The organism is Cardinium endosymbiont cBtQ1 of Bemisia tabaci, assembly GCF_000689375.1.
Taxonomy (GTDB): Bacteria; Bacteroidota; Bacteroidia; order Cytophagales; family Amoebophilaceae; genus Cardinium.
The window spans coordinates 27,880-45,552 of record NZ_CBQZ010000002.1 but is presented as its reverse complement, the minus strand read 5'-3'; the positions used below and the strand labels follow the sequence as shown (position 1 = coordinate 45,552).

Annotated in this window: 13 protein-coding genes and 5 pseudogenes; 12 read left to right on the top strand and 6 right to left on the bottom strand. The window is 35.1% G+C overall.

Features of this window, described 5'->3' with window-relative positions; genetic code table 11:
- Positions 1-3 precede the first annotated feature (3 nt).
- Both CHV_RS03000 and dapF read right to left on the bottom strand, forming a co-directional pair.
- Complete coding sequence (locus tag CHV_RS03000) at positions 4-1,242, bottom strand: M16 family metallopeptidase (RefSeq protein WP_034577219.1); 1,239 nt, start codon at positions 1,240-1,242, stop codon at positions 4-6.
- 32 nt (positions 1,243-1,274) lie between these two features.
- Positions 1,275-2,093, bottom strand: coding sequence for a diaminopimelate epimerase (dapF, locus tag CHV_RS02995; protein WP_034577218.1), 819 nt, complete (start codon positions 2,091-2,093; stop codon positions 1,275-1,277).
- Positions 2,094-2,600: 507 nt separating this feature from the next.
- Between dapF and CHV_RS02990 the strand changes: the two genes are divergently transcribed.
- A complete protein-coding gene (locus CHV_RS02990; RefSeq protein WP_130721333.1) occupies positions 2,601-4,574 on the top strand; it encodes a hypothetical protein in 1,974 nt (657 codons plus the stop codon).
- Positions 4,575-4,708: 134 nt separating this feature from the next.
- Here the strand turns inward: CHV_RS02990 and CHV_RS05300 are convergent.
- A protein-coding gene (locus CHV_RS05300; protein WP_420888358.1) for an IS6-like element ISCca2 family transposase occupies positions 4,709-5,415 on the bottom strand; the annotation gives its coding sequence in 2 pieces (ribosomal slippage) (positions 4,709-5,049 and positions 5,049-5,415; 708 coding nt in all).
- A gap of 133 nt (positions 5,416-5,548) precedes the next feature.
- Between CHV_RS05300 and CHV_RS02980 the strand changes: the two genes are divergently transcribed.
- The 6 genes and pseudogenes from CHV_RS02980 to CHV_RS02960 all read left to right on the top strand — a co-directional run.
- Positions 5,549-5,938 (top strand): hypothetical protein, encoded by a 390-nt coding sequence (locus CHV_RS02980; protein ID WP_034577216.1) that lies wholly within the window; start codon positions 5,549-5,551, stop codon positions 5,936-5,938.
- Positions 5,922-6,044: pseudogene (locus tag CHV_RS05745) on the top strand (IS6 family transposase); the annotation flags it as partial. The gene CHV_RS02980 and the pseudogene CHV_RS05745, both read left to right, overlap by 17 nt.
- A gap of 88 nt (positions 6,045-6,132) precedes the next feature.
- Positions 6,133-7,032, top strand: coding sequence for a peptide chain release factor N(5)-glutamine methyltransferase (prmC, locus tag CHV_RS02975; protein WP_051602202.1), 900 nt, complete (start codon positions 6,133-6,135; stop codon positions 7,030-7,032).
- A 34-nt stretch (positions 7,033-7,066) separates the two neighbouring features.
- Positions 7,067-7,912, top strand: coding sequence for a hypothetical protein (locus CHV_RS02970; protein WP_034577211.1), 846 nt, complete (start codon positions 7,067-7,069; stop codon positions 7,910-7,912).
- Positions 7,913-7,966: 54 nt separating this feature from the next.
- Positions 7,967-8,914 (top strand): Ppx/GppA phosphatase family protein, encoded by a 948-nt coding sequence (locus CHV_RS02965; RefSeq protein WP_165393821.1) that lies wholly within the window; start codon positions 7,967-7,969, stop codon positions 8,912-8,914.
- A gap of 45 nt (positions 8,915-8,959) precedes the next feature.
- Positions 8,960-9,229: pseudogene (locus tag CHV_RS02960) on the top strand (DDE-type integrase/transposase/recombinase); the annotation flags it as partial.
- A 29-nt stretch (positions 9,230-9,258) separates the two neighbouring features.
- On the opposite strand, the pseudogene CHV_RS05295 reads toward CHV_RS02960, so the two are convergent.
- The 3 genes and pseudogenes from CHV_RS05295 to CHV_RS05855 all read right to left on the bottom strand — a co-directional run bounded on the left by CHV_RS05295 (position 9,259) and on the right by CHV_RS05855 (position 11,261).
- Positions 9,259-10,670 (bottom strand): annotated as a pseudogene (locus tag CHV_RS05295) (IS5 family transposase).
- A gap of 114 nt (positions 10,671-10,784) precedes the next feature.
- Positions 10,785-10,964, bottom strand: a complete 180-nt coding sequence (locus tag CHV_RS05860) for an integrase core domain-containing protein (RefSeq protein WP_420888359.1) — start codon at positions 10,962-10,964, stop codon at positions 10,785-10,787.
- Between the two features lie 105 nt (positions 10,965-11,069).
- On the bottom strand, positions 11,070-11,261 hold the full coding sequence (locus CHV_RS05855) for a DDE-type integrase/transposase/recombinase (protein WP_051602199.1): 192 nt from the start codon (positions 11,259-11,261) through the stop codon (positions 11,070-11,072).
- 131 nt (positions 11,262-11,392) lie between these two features.
- On the opposite strand from CHV_RS05855, the pseudogene CHV_RS02945 reads away from it, so the two are divergent.
- The 5 genes and pseudogenes from CHV_RS02945 to CHV_RS02925 all read left to right on the top strand — a co-directional run.
- Positions 11,393-11,731 (top strand): annotated as a pseudogene (locus tag CHV_RS02945) (IS982 family transposase); the annotation flags it as partial.
- 117 nt (positions 11,732-11,848) lie between these two features.
- Positions 11,849-12,874: an IS5-like element ISCca3 family transposase gene (locus CHV_RS02940; RefSeq protein WP_034577207.1), complete on the top strand. Its 1,026-nt coding sequence runs from the start codon at positions 11,849-11,851 to the stop codon at positions 12,872-12,874.
- A 142-nt stretch (positions 12,875-13,016) separates the two neighbouring features.
- Positions 13,017-13,559, top strand: a pseudogene (locus tag CHV_RS02935) (IS982-like element ISCca1 family transposase); the annotation flags it as partial.
- 198 nt (positions 13,560-13,757) lie between these two features.
- On the top strand, positions 13,758-16,352 hold the full coding sequence (locus CHV_RS02930) for an ATP-dependent Clp protease ATP-binding subunit (protein WP_034577204.1): 2,595 nt from the start codon (positions 13,758-13,760) through the stop codon (positions 16,350-16,352).
- 112 nt (positions 16,353-16,464) lie between these two features.
- Positions 16,465-17,646, top strand: a complete 1,182-nt coding sequence (locus tag CHV_RS02925; RefSeq protein ID WP_156933592.1) for a lipase family protein — start codon at positions 16,465-16,467, stop codon at positions 17,644-17,646.
- The last annotated feature ends 27 nt before the right edge of the window (positions 17,647-17,673 follow it).

Genomic DNA, 17,673 nt, shown 5'->3' with positions numbered 1-17,673 from the left:
ATTTTAAGATTGGGTCATGGTTTGGTAATGGAGCGTAGTACAATTGTGCTCTTGTAAAATTGTTTCAGCAATTGCTTGAATGGTTGCTAAGTCAACCTGTCTAATATAATCAATATGATTGTTTACTAGGTTGGTATCACCTTGTAAAGTAGCTATGGCCAACTCTTGTGCACGATCTACTAGATTTACTTGACCAAAAACAAGTTGTGCCTCCATCTGATTTTTTGCTTTTTCCAATGCAACAGGGGTAGTAGCTTTGATTTGCTGCAATACGGTTATTAAAGCACTTTCTGCTTCTTCGAATGCAACTTTTGATACCAAACTTCCGCTAATGACCAATAAACCAGGGTCTAATGATTCAGTAGTATAGGCATTTATTTTGGTATAAAGGGTTTCTTTTTCTACCAAGTTGGCATGTAGCAAAGCAGACTTCCCTTCACTAAGTAGATTGCATAATACTGCTGCTGCATAGTAACCAGCCATACCTTTTCCTGGCATATGGTAGGCTTTATACAAAACAGGAAAGGGAACATCACCCTGCACTACCTTTCTCCTAGGTTGTAGTTGATCTGGTTCTTGAGGCAACAATCTATGATAAGAAGGACCAGCAGGAATGGGTTCAAACCATTTTTTGCATAAAGTTGTTATTTGTTGTTGGGTGACTTTGCCTGCAACTACCAAAATAGCATTATTGGGTCTATAAAATTTGTAAAAAAAGGCTTTAACGTCCTCCATAGCTGCATTTTCTATGTGACTTAATGATTGGCCAATAGTAGGCCATCTATAGGGATGTGTTGTATAGGCCATGTTGGTTAAATGGTGCCATGCATCACCATAGGGTTGGTTTAGATAACGCTCTTTAAATTCTTCTACTACTACTTTTCGTTGTATCTCGAGCGATTTTTCGTTAAATGCGAGTCCAAGCATTCGGTCAGATTCAAGCCAAAAAGCTGTTTCTAAGTTAACAGCAGGTAGCGCACAATAATAATTGGTTACATCTGTAGTTGTATATGCATTGTTGTCACCGCCTACTTGCTGTAAGGGGGTATCATACGCAGGAATGTTAGAAGATCCACCGAACATTAGATGTTCAAATAAATGAGCAAAACCTGTCTTTAAAGGATGTTCATCTCGAGACCCTACATCATACATGAGATTCATTACTGCAATATGCGCAGTTGCATCTTCATGCACAATAACTTGTAAGCCATTGGATAAAGTAAATTTTTGAAAATGAATCATTCTATTTATGGGATCAAATAAAGATAAGATAACTATAGTGGATTATATGCCATAATAGGTGGTAGGCTAGTTGGATTAACCGTTCCACAAAAAGTTTGATAAACAGGTCCAACTAAATGAACATCGATAAAACGACCATCTGGTAGGCGTGTAAAGGTTACTTGCAGTTCACCACCTTTAGTGCTTACTTTTACAGGACTATTTAAACCATAATAGGCACTGGAAACCAATGCACTAGCAACAGCCCCTGTACCACAGGATAATGGTTCTGAGTCTAATCCACATTCACATGTTCGAATTTGTATCCCATCTGGTTCAACCAATTGCGCAAAATTGATATTAACTCCTTTTTTTTCAAATGGGTACATATTGCGTTTTGGAAACCCAACTGCTTCCATATCAATTCGCTCAATCACATCGACCATTTCTACATAATGGCGGGTTCCATTGTTTAAGAAATAACCGCTAGCTAGTGGTTGAATGGAGGTTACATCTTGTAAAGTTAAGTCAACCAGCTCATTACGTATATAACCCATGTGTGCACCATCTATAGCAGTAAAATGGGCTTTTTGATCTATGATACCTAGCACTTGTGCGTAGTGAAGAGCTGACCGACTGCCATTGCCACACAGCCCATCACCTTGACTGCCATCTGCATTGTAGTGTAGTAACGCAAAATCATAACCTGCTTTTTTTTCAATGGAAATAATACCATCTGCACCAATACCAAATTGCCGATGACAAAGTTGCTTGGTCACAACAGAACTATATGTATAATACTGATCTTGAAAATTATCAATGATGATAAAATCATTTCCGGCAGCTTGGTACTTAGCAAAGTTAAGTTGCATGAAACCATTAAAATAAATTAAAACTTAGCATATAAAACTTCTCCCAATGTATAAAAATAGCTTTATACTATTGGGCCTATTGTTCTGAGCCGAATAGCTTGGATATAGAACTTACGAAGTAAAAACATTGCAATTTACAAATAATTCTTTAGAAGTTTTAGGGAAAAATATTTGAAAATATAATAAAATAAATGTATAACCTTTCACTTTTTAAGTCAAATAAAAGATTAGGAAGTCACGACCATGTTTGTTGGCCCCATAAAGGTTTATTGCATGGAAAGTGTAATAAATTTTTATCGACAATCAAATAATTATTATTTTTCTGCATATTTACCAGAGGAATAGATATAAATCCATTATTCGCTTTGATTGCATATATAAATATATTTACACTAGCGGTTTTTACAGACATATCATCTAATTTTTGTTATTTTTTTAATGTTGCCATTTCAATTTTTACTGCTCATATTGATAATCATCCTTTTTTGCTTACTAGATACTTCTTATGTGAAAAAGAAGCTGATAAAACTAGAACTATATAATACTGTTATAGGCTATACTGGCTGTTATATTATAATTACTACTGCAGCATTAAGTTACGTAGGTCAAGGTCTTGTATACTGGTATATACTGCAAATTGCAGCAGGTATTTGGCTGATAGGTTATTCGGTTGTTTCCCGTAGCCGAGTCCCAACTTGGGAAGTTACTCGATCTTGGCTGATTGGTGCAATGTTTTGTCTTCCCATAAATGTACTTTGGCATTGGTGGCGTGTCATTGATTATTTATTTCTATTAAAGTTATCTTTAGCACATTTGTCTGTAGCCTTATTTGTATTTCCTTTGTGTTTAGGAATGATTACTCTAGCGGTTACATTATCAGTCATCGTTTATATATCGTGTTTTGCAGAGAATTTGGTCGAATTAACGGATGATATAGTGGTTCTATTGGGGTTTAGCATACTGGTTTTTACTATGATTATTTATTGTAAAGTCCAAATAACTGATTACAACGCACATAGTCGCTGCTTAAAAGACAAAAAAAAGCTAGAAGGAAAGCAAAATTATAAATTAAAGCTAAAACACATGATCCATAATTTACGCATACGTGCTAAGAAGCCTTATTCAAAAAGAGATAGCAACTTTTTAGATAAAATAGTAGAAATAGTGATGGAATCTCCTTTATTTTTAGAAGATGACGCTCTGTATAAGGAAGATTTGAACATTATTGTAAATAAATTTATCGCTTGGTCTATCTTTTTAAAAGAGCATACTAAATCTAAAGTTCATCTACCATTATTACCTACTGAAATTTCTCTAAACGAATTGATTCAAGAATTAGAAATTAGGTTAAATAGTTCGGTGGAATCTGCACCCGTGTTGATTATAGCGACAAGAGATGTTGATATGACTGCTAAAATTGTATGTGATGTTAATCAGATAATCCATTTATTAGAAACTCTTATCTCACACATTACGGACCTAAAGCAAAGCACATCTATACGTATTCAACTACATACGACTCGATTAAAATACTATAAATATTGGCGCATTAAAAAACAAAAACCTGCAGAAATATCTTTCCCAGCCATAGCCTTAGTAGTGAGCAGCAGCGATACGCCTCTCTCCAAATTTCCTTCTATTAAGAGCTATTATCAAGATATTACTGAAGGGATAGAACTAATAGGAGCCCTTAACCAGTCAAGTTCAGAACGAATAAATATACAAAAAGAGCCAATAGAACGGAACATTCGTGCCCATTATGGTTATCTACAATTTTCTACTTCTAAAGAAAAAACTATTCTACTGGTATTGCCTTGTAATGTAAGGGTTGTTCAGAATGCAATGTTTACCAATTTGGCTCCTTGCAATAGTTATGTAAATAAAAGTGAAATAGATACTTCTATGGAAGTATTAATGAAATTCAATGACTATGCTTGCAAGATGTGTAATATCCGTATAGGTATAATGGATGAAATATTTCTACTGCTAAGGCGTTGTTATGCTTTTAGAAGACATGCATCAGGAAAATTGTTCTATGTCCGTGCAGTAGCCATTGCACGTTTGGTAACAGATTGGGTAAATTATAGGACTGAGCCAATCTATGCTGCTTTGTTATATGATTTAGTTGTTTATGCCGATTTGCCTATTTCTTATATTAAGGCTAATTATAGCCTATCTATTTTTTCTTTTGTCCAATCTATTATTTCCATAGAGAGCCGAAAAGATCTAGAGCCATCTGTACTATGTATAGATAATCAATGTAAAAAAGTAGTTAACCAAGATCAGCTCTTTATACTTTGTATTAAATTAGCTGAGCGACTTTATGACTTACAACAAGCTTATGGTTATGCCCATAAAATTCAGGTATCCAATATGGCGAAAGAGACCCTTACAGTAGATATTTGTTTAGCGAAAAAATATTTAGATAACGACGTAGTAGAAGCATTGGAAAAAGCAGCGCAAGAGGCATTAAGAATTTAAGTTTTGTAAAAATTATAATTTTTCAATCCAACTATATGCCCAAATTTAAAGCACAAAAGGAGCTTGTTTTTACGGATCTGTCGCATCTACATTGAATTTTTCCTAGTTCTCCGGTTTGTCTTAAAAATTGGATATTATGCGGCCATAATCTTGGCAAAGTTTTCAAAAGTAGAATTCTGTTTTTTAGTTCCGATTAATTGTCCTTTTTGAATGATTCTAATATTTTCTATCCCTTTTATAGTAATGGCAGCAGCATGGAAATTCTTAAACCCTAGCATAGTCTTTATCCGTTTTTTGATAAACCTGTGGTCTTGCTCGACTCTATTATTCAGGTATTTGTTTTGAAATATTGGAATTTTATGATCTTGATCTAGTTCTGTATTTAAAGCATCAAGCGCAGCCTTATTACTACCGCTTTTATCAACTACCACTTTAGAAGGAATATTATTACAGCTGATAGCCTTACGAAAAAAATAAGAGCTGCAGACTTGTCTCTACTTTCACTTAGAAAAAAGTCAACTGTATCTCCATAACGATCTACTGCTCTATATAAATAGATCCACTTACCATTCATCTTTACGTAAGTTTCATCCATTCTCCAACTACTACTAACTGGGCGTTTTCGTCTTCTTACTTCTTGATCTATGAGGGGAACAAACTTAATAACCCATCTTTGTAAAGTGGAATGATCAATCTTTGCGCCTCTGATATGCATCATCTCTTCCAGATCTCTATAGCTTAACGAAAAACGACATTTCATGTACACAAATAAAAGAATTAACTCCGGGGATGAACAAAATCCTTTAAAATATGGCAATAATCGAGGCGTAATACTAAACATCTAAACTAAAGTTTTAAACTAAAAATCTAAATTTAAGGCTTTCTTTACACACATGCGACAGAACCGTATGGTGCAAGTGGTAAAACGATTCAAAATTGGCATCATAATTTTTTAGAGAATATGTATCTGGTTTTTGATCCATCTAAAGTTGTGGGCCTATTATAGAGATGAAATAGAGACACTTAAGGATCAAAATGATGCACTTGCTAAAGCGTTAGGTAACGCTACAATTGAGCGAGATTGGGCAATGGGAAAGCTAAAGAGCATGGATAAACTGGCCCCATCTGTTGCCCATTCCCGTAAAAAAGTATTTACTTCTTTTAAAGATTGTCAAAATAAAATATACGGTTATTTGTTGGAAAAGTATTGGTTTTCACCTGGTCAAACAAAGCGGGTTCATGTACCCAAATCGAATCAAGTTTGGAATGATGATATTACTTATATTAGAACTAAAGGAAGATTTATGTATTTTGCAGCTATTATAGACTGGAACAGTAAGGCTACGAGGAATAGAAAATATTAAAATCATTCAAAAAAGACAAATAACCGGAACTAAAAAACAAGCATCTACTTTTGAGAATTTCGCTAAGCTTATGGCCTCATACCATCCAAATTTTAAGACAAAGTAGATACCTGTAAAAAATCAACCATAGACGCAGTAGAAGCAAAAAGTCAGCAACTATATGAATCCATCAAATTGTATTTTATATAAATCCAATGAATCGATTTTCTAACACTTCATCTTCTGTAGTTGAGATGCCTCTTCGTACGCTATCAGATCTATTGTACCAGTCATTAGCCTTGGCTATACCCAACCAACTAGAATGTCGTTCTATAGTACAAAAATTATTGAACTATTATTTACAAGTTGACTTGGCAGATTATATACTCAATCCACTGTGTACCATTTCACCTGCTGTTCAAAAAAATATTTTGGATGGATTAGATAGATTAAAAAAGTATGAGCCAATTCAATACGTTATTGGCGCCACCTATTTTTTAGATAATCTCTTTAAGGTAACACCTGCTGTACTGATTCCACGACCAGAAACAGAAGAATGGGTAACATTTTTAATGCGTCATCTTTCACCTCCCACCTCTATCCTAGACATAGGAACAGGTAGTGGTTGTATTGCTATTACGCTTAAGAAGGAATTCCCAGAGGCTTTAGTAGATGCGCTTGATATAAGTAAAGAAGCCTTAGGAGTTGCTGCTTATAATGCAGCGCAGTTAGGTGTAGCTGTGCATTTTATAGAAGCAGATATTTTAACAGATCCACTTCCTTCATGTAATTGGTCCTTAATCGTTAGTAATCCCCCCTATGTGTCCATGCAGGAAAAGTCTCTTATGCATCCAAACGTGCTAGACTATGAACCTCACTTGGCTTTATTTGTCCATGATGATGATCCACTTCTATTCTATAGACAAATTATTCAATGCGCAGTTCGTCATTTGTGCCACAACGGTATACTTTGTTTAGAGATTAATGAAACATTAGGTAAAAAGATTGTAGATTTATTGCACTGTGCGAATTTTAAGCAAATAGCTTTATATAAGGATATACGTCAAAAAGACAGATGGATTATGGCTGTACTAAAGCATAAGCCTAATATCTGAGTGTAGATTTAATGTAAATATTGGTATTTTAACTATGGAGTGTGCATTAGCCATAAAGATCTTACGTATTGCTATTGTCTATATATTTTTTAGTATTACAGTCTTTGGAGCTAATCCAAAAAATAGCTCTATGGTTGATACCCATAGCTTGCGCTTTCAGCAAGCGCAAGCAGATGCTGATCTAGAAATAGCCAATAGGTTTTCAAAAAAAGAGGGTACCCAGATAGAAAAAGGGGGATATCCTTTGGTAAGGGTAGCACATAGAAATGTTATGGATCTTTTACAGCTTTCTTTGGTCGCTAAAACTGTGCACGTGGCCAATTATACACCTATTTTACAGGATGTTGGGATAAGGTTAAATTGGTTTGAATGGTTGAAAAATGTGTGGAAAAGTAGAAAAAAAAACTATGGAGTAGGTATTGACTGCCATTCGATTGGTCCAATACAGTTCTCCATTGATGCAGCCTATGAATCTTGTCAGCTGCAAGAAAAAGATTGTAATGATAAATCAACTGGATACTATGGTTTAGTAGCGCTACTATATGTAATCCACCCTAATCCGCTTACCAATGCTTATTATGGTATCGCTTATGGGCATAGCCGGTATGACCCTACCTCTTCTAATAACCCTCGAACTTCTTGGTCCAAGCCCCTTACAGCAAGTTGGATTCAGTTGGTTGGAGGCTCTGAGTGTAGATTGGTATCTCAACTTTATGGAGGGATGCGGCTTGGAATGGCCTATCTTTTTCATTCGTCCAAAAATACTCAGGGATTCAACTATATTCCAGGTTACGGTAGAAAAGTAAACAAACTAATGCCCGATCTAACATTGTATCTAAAATGGAGTATCTCATTCCTCGAAAAGAAAGTAGTTTTTTAGTTTTATGGTATTTAATAAAATAATCAGTAAAACAGCTTTTTAATGGTAATTATTATGTCGAAATTAGCGGTTATTGATTTGGGTACTAGTGTTATAAATGTTTTAGTAGGGGAAATTGATCGAGAAAAGTATACCGTACTTTACGAAGAAAAAATTATAAGAGCTACGGCTCAAGAACCCCTAGATTCTATTCGTATCTCATTAGAAGAACAAAAAAATATTGTAGATACAATGGTAGCCATTAGAAAAAAGTTAGATGCAGAAGGAGTCCGCTTTATGGTTGCCAAGGCTACAAGTCTCTTACGTGATGCACCTAATGCAGCTGAAGTCATTAAAGCAATTTGTTCTGAAACCGATATTCAAGTAGAAATTATTTCTGGTATAGACGAAGCTATGTTAATCTACCAGGGTGTTGGTTCTTCTTGTGGATTAACAGATAGGAATAGCTTAATTGTTGATATAGGCGGAGGGAGTGTAGAGTGTATTATTTTTAACCATTTAGAATCGTTGTGGGCAGGAAGTTTTAGATTAGGTGTACGTCGTGTTGCTGCTCAATTTCCCTATAATGCGCCTATTACGCCCCTTCAAGTAGCGCTTTTAGAAGACTATTACCGCACTGCTTTGGCACAGCTTTTTGTTGAAACGAAGCTATATAGGCCCAGTCAACTTGTTGGAAGTTCTGGTGCTTTTCGTACATTACTAATGTTATATACATCTTACTATGGTGCTTCAGCTATTGAAACAAATAGTAATATAAAAAGAGTCTCTGCAGAGCAGTTTTTTAAAATTTATGAAATTATACGAACCACGCCTGTAGATATTTGGCAAAAACAGCTTGCTGTTGAACCTGTTTTTTTAAAGCTAATTCCATTATCTTCTGTCCTTATTAAAGTGATTATTAAAGCATGTAATCTAAAAGAAATTATTATTTCAGATAATGCGCTAAGAACGGGTTTATTTATGCAAGAATGGAATCGTTTAAAACAAAAAAAGCTTATTTAGGTTCAACAGGGGGTTCTGTTGCGTCTGTCTGAAAAAAGCATTAAAATAGATCAAGAAGTAAGAAAAAGGAAACGAACAGTTGGTAGTAGTTGGAGAATGGATAAAACTTTAGTTAAACTAAACGGGAAATGGATCTATTTATATAGAGCAGTGGATCGTTATGGAGATACAGTTGACTTTTTTCTAAGTGAACATAGAGACAAGTCTTCAGCTCTTTCTTTTTTTAGTAAGGCTATCAGAGAGAATAATACTCCATACAAAGTAGTAGTTGACAAAAGTGGTAGTAATAAAGCTGCTCTTGATGCTTTAAATAGTCGGCCCTGAAATATTATTTTTGAATAAATTTATTGAATGGATCTTTTTTTACAATATTTATGGTTTAGCAGGCGCTCTATTTTTCCTACCCAAGATATAGGTATAACTGGTTTTGGATTAAGAATTTTAATTATATAGGTTTTAATTTATGTGATTGTGAGTGTGTTAAGAATAACTTTCTTGTAATCAGTCGTAGGTTATGAGCAATAGCACATAAAATAACGTTAAGTTTATCTCCTAGAATACCTTTCAAATAGTTAACAGATAATTTACCATCGGATTTCATATGACCAATATGCGGTTCAATAGAAGATCTTCTTTTTATAGCTTTTTTAGTAGCAGGCGTTATTCCCCTTTTACTAACCACTTATAAATATATTACATTCACTAACAGGTATATTATTACCCCGGTAGGCTTTATCTACAAAAGCATACTTTACTTTGGTACCAGATAATTGCTCGGCTTGTAATAAACTCTTCTGCAAAGTATGGCCATCGTAAGCATTAGGATGTATTGCTTCTGTTGAAACAATTAAACCTTTTTTATGCGTTACTGTAAATTGTACCTTGCAACCAAACTCATAAGGATGTTTAGACTTACCTTTACTTAACACAGTAGACGGATGGTTCATGGATGCTATAAATTTTATCTTTACTTTTTTTGATTGGTTTATAAGTTTTTTACTTATAGATAGTAGATTGGTAAATTGATTCCGTATTAGATCATCAGAGGATTGTATAGAACGTTCTACATCTCTGACTACTCTACCAAGATAGGTTTTTAATGTTTTAATGCCTTTAGATAAACGTTTATACTGTTTAGCATGAGCATAGCAATCAACTTTACGTTTGATAGATAGACCTAAACGCTGATAAGTTTGACGCAGTTTAATACCTGTTTTCTTGGCTATACTGACCTAATTTTTCTCTGGATTTATTAAGCAAAGAAGAGTCAGTTGGGTAACGGATTATTTTTCTCCATTACAGTAGTATCAGCTATTAACTTTTTCAAGTTTCGTTTTCGGGTCACTTACTTTTTTTTTAGCGCTAAGTCTATAGTCATAGATAAAATCTTATTGAGACCTTCTTGACCTAATCTATGGCGCCAACGGGTCAATGAACTGGGGTTACAAGGCATCTTAAACTGAAAATAATCATATCCACAAAAGTATTGCCAATAAGGGTTTTCTACCCATCTAACCACTACTTGTTCATCAGAAATATTATACATATGACTGATAATGAGAAGACCTATAATTAAACGAATAGGCAAAGGAGGTTGACCAGGTCCATAGCTAAAACCGCGGTCTAAATCTGATGATAAGGAGTGAAAAGGAATCGAATCAGATAACTGGAATAATGGATGTTTCGGGTTGAGAAAACTAGATAAGCGTTGCTCAAACAAACGCTCAAGGCTATTATTTATTTTCTTAGATTTCATCCTTATTTTGCAAGCTTTTTATACAAAACAACCTAAAAACTGGTTATTAACCATATATAAATTAAACCATTTATTTGCTGATTAACAAATAATTATATGGTATTTCAGGGCCGACTAATTAATACTAGAATGAAATCTTTGATAATTATACTTAGTAATGTAACCATTAATCCCCTCTTTTAGGTCTTTAATAGTTTTGAAATCATTCAAAAAGATAAAATCATATTTTAGCGTTCTAAAGAATCTCTCCATCACAATGTTATCAATACTCCTACCTTTTCCATTCATAGAAATTTTAATGCCATGATTCTTTAATAAATTTGTATGATTATGAGTAGTATACTGACTACCTTGATCACTATTAAAGAACTCTGGAGCAGGATATTTACTAAGTGCATCTTATAAAGTATCTGTGACCAAATTTGAATCCATAACGTTAGACAATCTATAGCTGAGTATCGCTTTGCTATGCCAATCTATTACAGCTGAAAAATACATAAATCCACCATTGGTACGAATATAGGTAATATCTCCACTCCATACTTTATTTGATTCATTTACATGTACTTTCTTTGTTTTACCTGTATCCACCCAGTAGGGGGCTAGTAAATAGTTATAACCTGAACTCTGGATTAGATTTTCATATTTGCGTATAAAGAAGCTTCTTTGAGTTTTAAATTTAGGTGATTGAAAATTACCTCTAAAAACTAAAGGAGCCGCTTATGAATGTAGACAAATTAGTAGAAATATATTATATGGTAGATGAGTTTTTAATAAAATTTATGCCTTATATGGAGAAAAAGCTGTTAACAGAGCCCACAAGAAAACCCACTAGAACTTGTTCTCTTAACTTAAGCGAAATAATGACTATACTAATTGCTTTTCATCTAATAGGTTTTAGAAATTTTAAGTTGTATTATCTTCATTTAGAGCAATTTCACTCAAGTGAGTTTAGAACATTAGTGAGCTATAATAGATTCATATCACTAGTAAAAAGAACGTTAGTTCCTATGTATTTCTTTACGCATAGTCTTTCTAAGACAAGAACAGGTTGTTATTTTGAGACCGTTGCAATAGACTTTTAAGATTTGTATTAAACAAGTACTTTTATATTTATGAAATAGTTAATTTTTAGTTTTTATATGAAAGTTTTTATTTAGTTTTTTGATGATATAGTTATGGCAATAAAAACAAGTAGCCAGTTATCTTTTGGAGATATATCAGCTAGTCTCCGTAAATGCAAGCATACCTTTTTTAATCAAATAAATAATCTAATTAATTGGTCATCAGTAGAAAAAGAGCTTTGTATTTATTATCCGAAAGGCTTACGTTTGTCAGGCAAACCTGCCTATAGTCCCCTTCTTTTATTTAAAATGCTTTTGCTTGAACAGTGGTATGGATTAAGTGACTACCAAGTCGAAGAAGAGGTAAATGATCGTATTACATTTAGCAGGTTTTGTGGTATATCGATGGATAATTCAGTTCCAGATCATAGTGTATTAAGCAGATTTAGGACTGCTCTTACGGAAAAGAAGGCTTTAGATAGGTTATTAACAATAATTAATAATCAGTTATCGAGTCATGTTGTACTGGTTCAACATGGTGCAGTTATTGACGCCTCTATAACGCCTACTTCTAGAGGTCCCAAAGGTAAAAAAAGCTATAATTTGCATGAAGATGGTACTATATCGGTATCCCATAGTTATCAAAAAGGGGTAGATCAAGAAGCTAGTTGGACCAAAAAAGGTCATGATCTTTACTATGGCTATAAACGCCATGTCCTTGTAGAAAGTAAAGAAGGTTTAGTGCTGGCAGTCAGTACCACAAAGGCATCTAATCATGATGGTGCCCATTTACCCATATTATTGGATAAAGTATCCTTAAAAGCAGGCAGCAGGCTCTATGGAGATAAAGGCTATAGCGGGTTACCGAACGAAACTTTATTAAAGAAAAAAAGCTTAAAATCAGCTATTCAAAAGAAAGCTACTAAAAACCATCCCTTATCACCTACTGCTAAACGTTTCAATAAATTGGTATCCAAGACGCGCTATAAAGTAGAGCGGGTATTTGGTAATATTAAGCGTTGGTTCCGTAGTGCAGGAGCTCGTTATATAGGACTGGAAAAAACCCATACGCAACATGTTATGGAAGCTATAGCCTATAATTTATATAGGGCCCCAAATATCATTTTAAAGGGTTTTTAGGGGGATGGTATATCTAAAATGAACAAAAATTAACTTGAAAATCAATAAATAATGATTTTTATGCATCCTTAACCATAAAAACCACAAAAAATAACACTAGAAACTTATCAAAAATTACAATAACTATCTATTGCAACGGTCTCATTTTATGGATTCAAGAGCCATTAAAGTTTGTAAGGTACAAAGGGCTTGTTCTAACAAAGTATTTAAATCAATAGCTACTAAAGGTAAAACAACGACTGGCTGGTTTTTTGGGTTCAAGTTACATTTGATTGTAAATGATTTAGGTGAAATTATGAATTTTACACTTACCCCAGGTAGGGTCAAGGATAGATTCCCTGCAAAAAGTTTATGCAAAAATTTAATCGGTAAAGTATTCTCGGATAAAGGATATATCAGCAAAGAATTATTTGAAAAACTTATGGAAAAAGGAATAGAGCTCATTACCCATATCAAGAAAAATATGAAAAATGCTTTTATGACATTATGGGATAAATTAATGCTTCGAAAGAGATCCATCATTGAAATCATTATCGATCAGCTTAAAAATATTAGCCAAATAGAACACTCTAGACACAGAAGCATACCTAATTTTATTGTCAATTTAATAGCTGGTATTACTGCTTATGGGCTAAAAGAGAAAAAACCGGCTATAGCTAATATATATACAACTGGTTTACAATAATTCTAATCCAGAGTTCAGGTTATCTATCTATCTCATGCACTTTCCGTAGACAGATACAAAACGTTGGATCTGTAGTATAGTGGTTAATTTGTACCATCAAATGTTATCCAGTATAGATAGATCAATAGTCTGAACCCTTTTACAAAAAAATGGTATATTTAACATCAAAGTGTTAAATAATGATAAATAACAAACATTATGGACCCTAGAAAATATACTATTAAAGCACAAGAAGCGATACAAAGCGCTATAGCAGTAGCGGAAAAAAACCAACAACTTACGATTGAAAATGGTCACTTATTGAAGGCCATTTTAATCAGTAATGAAACACATGTTACTTTTCTTATCAAGCAACTTCAAATTGCCTTAACGCCTTTAGAAGAAGCATTAGATAAACTCATCCAAACCTATCCAAAAGCATCTGGTCAGCAGCCTTATTTATCACCCAATATGGATGTTACCCTTCGTGAAGCAGAAAGTTACAAGAAAAAATTAGGCGATGACTTTGTCGCAGTAGACCATTTACTTTTAAGTCTTTGTTCGGGTAAAGATCAAACGGCAACATTAATGAAAAAGCACGGCATCGCAGAAGCTCCGTTGCTACAAGCCATTCAAGCCTTACGGGGTACCCATAAGGTCACCGACCCTAGTGCAGAGTCTAAGTATAGATCATTGGAACGTTATGCAAAAAACTTAAATCAATTGGTTAAAGAAGGCAAAATAGATCCAGTGATTGGACGTGATGAAGAATCTCGAAGAACGGTACAAATTATTTCACGTAGAACGAAAAGTAATCCCCTATTAATTGGAGAGCCAGGTGTAGGTAAAACAGCTATTGTAGAAGGATTGGCGCAAAGAATTGTAGCTGGTGACGTCCCTGAAAACATGAAATCTAAGATTATTTTTGCATTAGACTTAGGTCTTTTGATTGCTGGCGCCAAATACAAAGGCGAGTTTGAAGAACGGCTTAAGGCAGTCATTAAAGAAGTTGTGGATTCCAACGGGGAGTTTATTCTTTTTATCGATGAAATCCACATGCTTATTGGGGCAGGTGCCTCTGGAGAGGGGGCCATGGATGCAGCGAATCTACTTAAACCAGCGCTTGCGCGTGGAGCACTACACGCTATTGGTGCCACTACGCTAAAAGAATACCAAAAGTACATAGAGAAAGATAAAGCCCTAGAAAGAAGGTTTCAAGTCGTAATGGTAGATGAGCCCAGCCAAGAACATGCTGTTTCTATTATACGAGGCATAAAGCCCAAATATGAGCTCCATCATGGTGTACATATTAAAGACAATGCAGTGATCGGAACTGTGCGCCTATCTGACCGTTATTTACCAGGTTTTCTGCCTGATAAAGCGATAGATGTAATGGATGAAGCAGCTGCTAAAAAGCGGATTGATTTGGATGCTGTTCCTGTAGACTTAGACCAAATACAAAGAAAAATTACCGAATTAGAAATTGAAAGAGAAGCAATTCGAAAAGAAAAAGACACTCTAAAGTTGGAAGAATTGTCTAAAACCATTGAGGAGCTAAATGAAACAAAACAAACCCTCAAGGCAAAATGGGAAAATGATAAGTCTATTGTGGAGGGTATTCGTGCGCAGAAAAAACAAATTGAACAACTGCGTTTGGATGCTGAACAAGCTGAGCGGAATTTTGACTATGGTAAGGTTGCAGAAATTCGATACGGAAAGCTTATAGAAGCAGAAAAAAAACTCAAAGCTTTACAAGAAAAGATAGAAGCACTTCGTGAGACTAGCCCACTTTTTAAAGAAGAAGTCACGCAAGAGGATATTGCTGAAATTATAGCGCAAAGGACTGGTATTCCTGTTTCTAAAATGCTACAAGACGAACGCGAAAAATTACTACAGCTAGAGGCTGTACTGGCCCAAAGCGTCGCCGGTCAAGGAGAAGCTATTCAGGTTATTGCTGAAGCAGTGCGTAGAAGCCGTGCTGAATTACAAGATCCTCGTAAGCCTATTGGTTCTTTTATTTTTTTAGGTACTACTGGTGTAGGTAAAACGGAACTCGCTAAAGCACTGGCACAATTTTTATTCAACGATGAACAGGCTATGATTCGTATAGATATGTCAGAATACCAGGAAAAACATGCAGTTAGTCGGTTGATTGGTGCGCCACCAGGCTACATAGGATATGATGAAGGAGGGCAACTTACAGAAGCCGTACGTACCAAACCCTACTCCGTAGTTTTATTGGATGAAATAGAAAAAGCACATCCCGATATTTTTAATATTCTATTGCAAGTGTTGGATGATGGTAGACTAACGGATAATAAGGGCAGAACGGCAAATTTTAGAAATACCATTATCATTATGACCAGTAATGTAGGTGCACATCTTATTCAAAGTGCGTTTGCTGGTATTGAAGATTTGCCTTCTAAAGAAAGCTTGGAAGAGACTAAGACGGCGGTCTTACAATTGCTGCAAAGCCAAATGCGTCCAGAGTTTTTAAACCGGATCGATGAAATCATCATGTTTAATCCCCTTTCTAAAGGGATTATTAAGGATGTGGTCCATATTCAGGTAGAGAAGCTTAAAGGAGACCTACAAAAGAATGGCATAGTCATTCAGATGGATGGGCCACTTATAGACTACCTAGCAGAAGAAGGATATAGCTTGCAGTTTGGCGCAAGGCCGCTCAAACGATTGATGCAGCGCATTATACTTAATGGTTTATCTAAAGCATTACTATCTGGACAGGTGACAAAAGACCAGCCTATTCTTGTTTGTTACCAGAAAGGATCCGTAGTATTCTCAAATACTACCTAAAATAATAGTGCGATTCGATAAAAAGATTTAGGAAAATTTATTTAAATGACCTAATATAATGATGGGTTGGGCCTAAACCAATCCATCACCTAAATCATTTTTGATGCAATCTATGGTACCATACCATATCAAGAAATACCTTCATTGGGTGGTAGCCTACACATTGACCAACTGCCAGCAACACCATCGAATGGCAGTAAGGAGTTGTTCAACCCAACAAAGACAACCTACTCCAAGTTGTGCCACAGCTGAACGGAATCATCCAGCAACAATATCCCCTTTGCCTAAATTTGTCCTGGTATTGTTACATGGTCTTAACATGGATGCCTCTGAAAATGATAAAATCAAGGAAGCAGTAGCGGAAGCATTTAGAGAAGATATTTTAACCATTCAGCCAAAATGTAGAGAGGGGCTAAAATCGGTCTATCTATCCATTGAGACGCAAAGCAAACAAGTTGTTAAAGAAATACAAACCATGCTACGTGATACCTATCCGCAACATGATCAAGAAGCACTTCAAGCTTTACCGATTAGTATATTTGGCTATAGCCAGGGTGGTTTAGTGGGTTGTATATTGGCAGCTAATCATAGCAATGACCTTAACATTACCGCTGTAATTACTGCTCATGCACCGCTGTATGGCACAGAAGCACTTGACAATAAGGTAGCTGATGTAAAGGCGTTTACAAGAGAGGCAAAATCAGGATTAAATGCTATAGGCCATCCGGACACTTCGCAAGTCAATATGCAGCTAGCCGCTTGGTTACTCAATGGGTTTTGCATCAACAAATTTACGAAGTTTCTCTTCAAAGGGTTAAGCGATATGCGTAGCAATAGTACCTGCATTACACGTATCAAAAAATTCATACGTGAAAATAAGAACGACAAAGAAAACCACGAAATTCCTATACTCCTTATAGGTGGTTACCTTTCTAATCTATCTGAATATTTTGATTATGAAGAAGCCTATGAAAGGCAAGTAGAGGAACTGAATCAGCATTATGCATTATTGGCTACTCAAGACAAGCATGGCGTACATGATATACTGATTTCCATAAAAAGTCAACTATGTAGAGGACCTAGCTTTGACAATATTGTGGATTCTAGTAATGATCCTGTTTATGCCAAGAATATAGAAACCTATGTTGCTAAAGAGCAGCTCCATTGTTGGAATCTAATGTTGATGTTATCTGATTATAGAGTGCAATATGGTAAAACGCTATTTCAAAACAAAAAAGCTATAGCCTTGATAACAGAATTTTTAAGTAAACACAACTTGAGAAATGGTTCGTAATGGCATCAGATCGCAATGAACAGGTCT